Source organism: Candidatus Methylomirabilota bacterium, from assembly GCA_036005065.1.
Classification (GTDB): domain Bacteria; phylum Methylomirabilota; class Methylomirabilia; order Rokubacteriales; family DASRDR01; genus DASYQW01.
In genome coordinates this window covers 1-4857 of the sequence record DASYQW010000384.1, presented here as the reverse complement: position 1 = coordinate 4857, position 4857 = coordinate 1, and the positions used below count along the sequence as shown (strand labels likewise).

The 4857-nt window shown below is 71.9% G+C and carries 3 protein-coding genes; 1 reads left to right on the top strand and 2 read right to left on the bottom strand.

Going from position 1 to position 4857, the window contains the following annotated elements:
- The coding region (locus VGW35_25825) for a glycosyltransferase (protein HEV8311096.1) at positions 1-1305 on the top strand (1305 nt) is incomplete at its 5' end.
- Here the strand turns inward: VGW35_25825 and VGW35_25820 are convergent.
- Together VGW35_25820 and VGW35_25815 are read right to left on the bottom strand one after the other, a co-directional pair.
- Entirely contained in the window at positions 1292-3208 is a 1917-nt protein-coding gene (locus VGW35_25820) for a glycosyltransferase family 39 protein (GenBank protein HEV8311095.1), read from the bottom strand. The genes VGW35_25825 and VGW35_25820 overlap by 14 nt on opposite strands.
- Positions 3205-4857: hypothetical protein (locus VGW35_25815; GenBank protein HEV8311094.1), on the bottom strand; the 1653-nt coding region annotated here is incomplete at its 5' end. The genes VGW35_25815 and VGW35_25820, both read right to left, overlap by 4 nt.

The window sequence follows — 4857 nt, the reverse complement described above, 5'->3', positions numbered from 1 at the left end:
CCCGGGCAGTCGGTCCTGGAGATCGGCTGCGGGACCGGAGACCTGCTGGCCGCGGTCGAGCCGCGGGAGGGCGTCGGTCTCGATCTGAGTCCGCGGATGGTCGAGCGGGCGCGGGCGAAGTTCCCCGGCCTGACCTGGCTGGTCGGCGACGCCGAGGCGCTCGCGCTCGACCGGCGCTTCGACTACGTCATCATGTCGGACCTCCTCGGCCACCTCGAGGACGTCTGGAGCGCCTTCCAGCAGCTCAAGGGCGTCGCCCGGCCGGACACGCGGGTGATCATCACCTACTACAACCACTTCTGGGAGCCCGTCCTGCGGGCGGCCGAGCTGGTGGGCCAGCGCATCCCGTTGCGGCTCCAGAACTGGCTGTCGTTCGACGACATCGAGAACCTGCTCTTCCTGTGCGACTTCGAGGTCGTGAAGCGGGGCCACCGGTTCCTGGTCCCCAAGCACGTCCCCTGGCTGTCCGACTGGGTCAACCGCACGGTGGCGCGGCTGCCGGGCATCCGCCGGCTGGGGCTGGTGGCCTACGTCGTCGCCCGGCCCCGGCCGGGCGCCTTCGGACCGCCGGCCACGTCCGCGACCAGCGTGTCGGTCGTCGTGCCCTGCCGGAACGAGCGCGGCAACATCCAGCCGGCTGTCGCCCGCCTGCCCGGCATGGGGCTCCACACGGAGCTCATCTTCGTCGATGGCGCCAGCACGGACGGGACGCGCGAAGAGATCGAGAGCGAGATCCGGCGCTGGCAGGGCAAGCGGGACATCAAGCTGGTCCTCCAGTCGCCGCCGACGGGCAAGGGCGATGCCGTGCGCCGCGGGTTCGACGCGGCCACCGGCGACGTCCTCCTCATCCTCGACGCGGACCTCACCGTCGAGCCCGAGGACCTCCCGAAGTTCTATCGGGCCATCGTGGAAGGGAAGGGCGATCTCATCAATGGCTCGCGGCTGGTCTATCCCCGAGAGCGGCAGGCCATGCGGTTTCTCAACTTCCTCGGCAACAAGGTCTTCGGCTGGCTCTTCACCTGGCTCCTGGAGCAGCGGATCACCGACACTCTCTGCGGGACCAAGGTGCTCCGGCGGGCCGATTACCTGAAGATCAAGGCCAATCGCGCCTTCTTCGGCGACTTCGACCCCTTCGGCGACTTCGACCTGCTGTTCGGGGCGGCCAAGCTGAACCTGAAGATCGTCGAGCTCCCGGTCCGGTACCGCGATCGCGCGTACGGGACGACCAAGATCAGCCGCTTCCGCCACGGCCTGCTCCTGTTCCGCATGTTCTGGGTCGCGCTGAACAAGCTCAAGTTCTCCTGAGCGCCCGGAGGGCGGCCGGCGAGCCGAGGAGGGACTCCAGGGCCGCCGCGGCCCCGGCGCCGACCAGCACGGCGAGGGGGGCCGTGAGGTGGAGCATCAGGCGCGGGTCGAACAGATCGGGGAACGAGGCCAGGAAGTAGACGGAGCCGCCGGCGAGCCCGGTGGTCACCACCAGGAGCCACCCGCCCGGGAGGCGCAACGCCGCGACGACGCCGAGCGCCGCCGCCGTGACCCAGATCCAGCGAGCCACCCCGCTTCCCCAGAGGTGGCCGGCGTACCGGCCCCAGAAGACGGCGTACGCGCCGCGGAGCTGCCGGGTGACCGCTTCGCGCCAGGGCCGCAGGCCCCAGATGTACGTCACCCAGGTGAGACGCGGCCCCCGGTACGGATGGCTGCTCACCTCCTGCGGGGACGGGAAGCCCGGCCGGCCGGCGAACTCGCGGATGGCGTAGTAGCGGGCGTGCTCGTTGATCGACTCGAAGAAATCGCCCGAGACGCGGCGGTTGGCCGCGAGGTGCGGCCCCAGCAGGACGGCCATCAGGCCGACGGCCAGCGCGGCGACGCCGGCGGCCCGCGGCAGCGTCGCCAGGGGCTGGCCGAGCCACCGGAGGGCGACGAGGGCCAGGACCACCGGGAGCGCCGAGAGCCAGGTGAGGGCCAGGAGTCCGCCCGCGAGCCCCAGGGCGAGGCCGGTGGTCGGCCGGTGGTCCCGGACGGTCGCGATCACCAGGTACGTGAACAGGAGCAGGCCGGCTGCGAACAGCTCGCCGCGCAGCCCCCGGATGCTCGTGGTGACGAGACTCGTATTGGTCGCGATGTAGAGGCCGGCGATGATGCCCGCCCGCCAGCCGAAGAGCCGGCGCGCGACCCACCAGGCGGCGGCGACCTGCAGGAGCGACAGGAGCACGGTGAACATCCGGACGTGGCCGTCGGCGGGGCCGGTCACGAGCAGGAAGCCGCGCAGCAGCCAGATGAAGACGGGCTCCCGCGGCGCCGTATCCCAGAGGCCGCCGAGGGAGAGGGCCAGGGCGCGGACCTTGAAGTTGTTCGCATCGGGGTCGAGCGGGGCTTCCAGGAATTGCGCCAGGAGCTCCCAGCGGGGCAGCCACGCCAGCAGGATCAGGGCCAGCAAGGGCGCCCAGCGGCTGTCCCCGTTCGCCGCGGGTGGCCGCGGGAGCGCGCAGAAGCCGAGCAGCAGGACGACGAGCACGCCGGCCACGCTCCGCGAATCCAGGCGCCCTCCGGCGAGGGTGACGGCGAGAGCCGTGGCCAGGCCGCCCGGCAGCGCGTACGGCCGAAGCGCCGGAATCGCCCCGGCCAGGGCGCCGGCCAGGACCGGCAGCGCGGCGATGGCGGCCGCGAGCGGCAGCGGGGCCAGGGTGAGGATCGGCCCGGCCCGCGCCACCTGGACCTTGTCGAGCACGAGCACTTCCTCGGTCGTCTCGTTGGCGGCCGAGAATCGCACGACGAAGGTCTCGGCCTCGCCGAGGTAGGGCGTGACGTCTTCCAGCGTCTGGTGGTAGTAGCGATCCCGACTCACGGTGCGGTAGTGGACGCCGTCCGTCGAGACCTCCACGGTCGTGGAGCCCTGCCGCGGCCTGTAGAACCAGAGCGTCAGGACCGTTCGGCCCGGCCGGCCGGTCCTGAGTCGCACCGTGGCGGTGCCGCGGCCCCCGGGCTGGAGATCGAGACCCCAGCGCCCCGGAGACCACCCGTCCAGGGCGAACGGCGTCGGCACTCCCAGGACCACGTCGTCGAAATCCTCGTTGAACAGGAGCTCGCTGACCTGCTGGGGAACGAGCATCTGACCCCGACGCAGATCACCGCCGTAACGCGCGAGGGCGATGGCGACGCCGAGTCCCGCCAAGAGCAGGACGACCAGCCATCGGCGCGGCTCGCTCATGGCCGGGGTCTCGCCGGCGCGCCGGCCGCGTCCGGTGGAAGGGCGGCGGTGGTCCGGGCAAACTCGTCGACCAGTCGGTGCCACGCGGCCCGGTCCCGCTCGTAGCCCGCGATCCGGCCGTACTCCTGGAGGCCATCCGTCAGCGCCAGGAGGTGGGCGGTCCGGAAATCCCGGCGGACCGGGGTCTCGCCTCGCTGGAGCCGGACCAGGGTCGAGGCGCCGGTCCACACGGGGATGGCGGTGATCGCCAGGAATCCCGTCACGGCCAGCGGCCGCAGGAGCCAGGACGCCGGCGCCGGGTGGAACGACATCCGACACAGGACCGCGACGCCGAGCGCGAGAGCCAAGGACACGGCCAGGAACGCGCCGGTCCCGGGGGGCCGGATCAAGGGAAGATAGCCGGCGACGAGCGCCAGGAGCAGCGTCGTGCCCCACACGAGCGCGGCGACGAGGCACAGCGCCGCCGCGGACGGGGCTCCCGTGCGATGCCAGACCGCGTGGGCGAAGAGAACGGTCAGCGACGCGGCGGCGAGGGGGAGGATGTCGAGGCCGAGGTGGTGCGTCACGGTGGTGAGCTGGGCCTCCCAGAGCTGGGCGTAGGAGACGGTGAAGTTCGTGTCGCGCTGGAGCGCCAGCAGGAGCGTCCAGATTCCGCACAGGAGGCTCGAGGCGGTCACCGGCAGGCACCACCGCGTCCCCTCGACCCGCCGGAGGAGGGATGCCACGCTCAGCGTGGCGAAGGGCGCCAGGGTGATGAATTGCCGGCCGCCCAAGGTCCCGGTCCCCATCCACCAGGGCCGCCAGGCGCTCGCGAGGTACAGATAGGTGACGGCATAGACGCCGACGAGGTACGGCAGCGGGTCGTCGAACGGCCGATGCCACCGGCGGCGCGTCCCCGGCGGCTGGTCCCGTCGCCCGCCCAGGTCCCGGGCCAGGGCGAGCGCGGCGCCGCCGGCGGCCAGGAGGTAGATCGGGCTGTAGACGAGGAGCCCGTGCCAGTGGGACAGGAGCACTTCCGTGAGCTTCGGATGGGCGAAGTCGAGCATGAGAAACTCGCCGGACGCGAGGCGGACGCTGTACAGCGTTCGGAGCGGGGCGCCCAGGAACACCGTGTTGAGGATCAATGCCGGCAACATCCCGGCCAGGGCGCCGGCGGCCAGGAGGGCCAGATGGAGGGTCCACACCGGCCACGGTCGGCGGCAGAGGCGCGAGACCGCCAGGGGCAGCAGCATGATCGCCACGAAGACGGCGGTGTTCGTCCTGACCAGGACGGCGAGACCGCACAGGGCCCCGAGCGCCAGCCAGGCGGTCGGGGTCTCGGGCTCCCCGCTGGCGAGACGGCGGAAGACCAGCCACACGCTCAGCGCCGCCAGCATCTCGGACGCCACCGAGAAGAGTCCGTAGTAGACGAGCGGCGTCCCGAAGTAGGTGACGCCGATGGCCAGGGCGATCGAGCCGGCGGGCAGACCGCGGCGTTCCAGGAAGCGCATCTGCGAGACGAGCAGGGCGGCGAACGCGAGCCAGTTCGCAAGGGCCGCGTAATACATGTCGCGGGCGAGCTCGTCGGGGAAGCGAAGCAGGGCGAAAAGACGCCGAAACGGCTCCCAGACGGCGGCGGGCCCGATCGAGGCCTCGGAGACCTTCAGCAC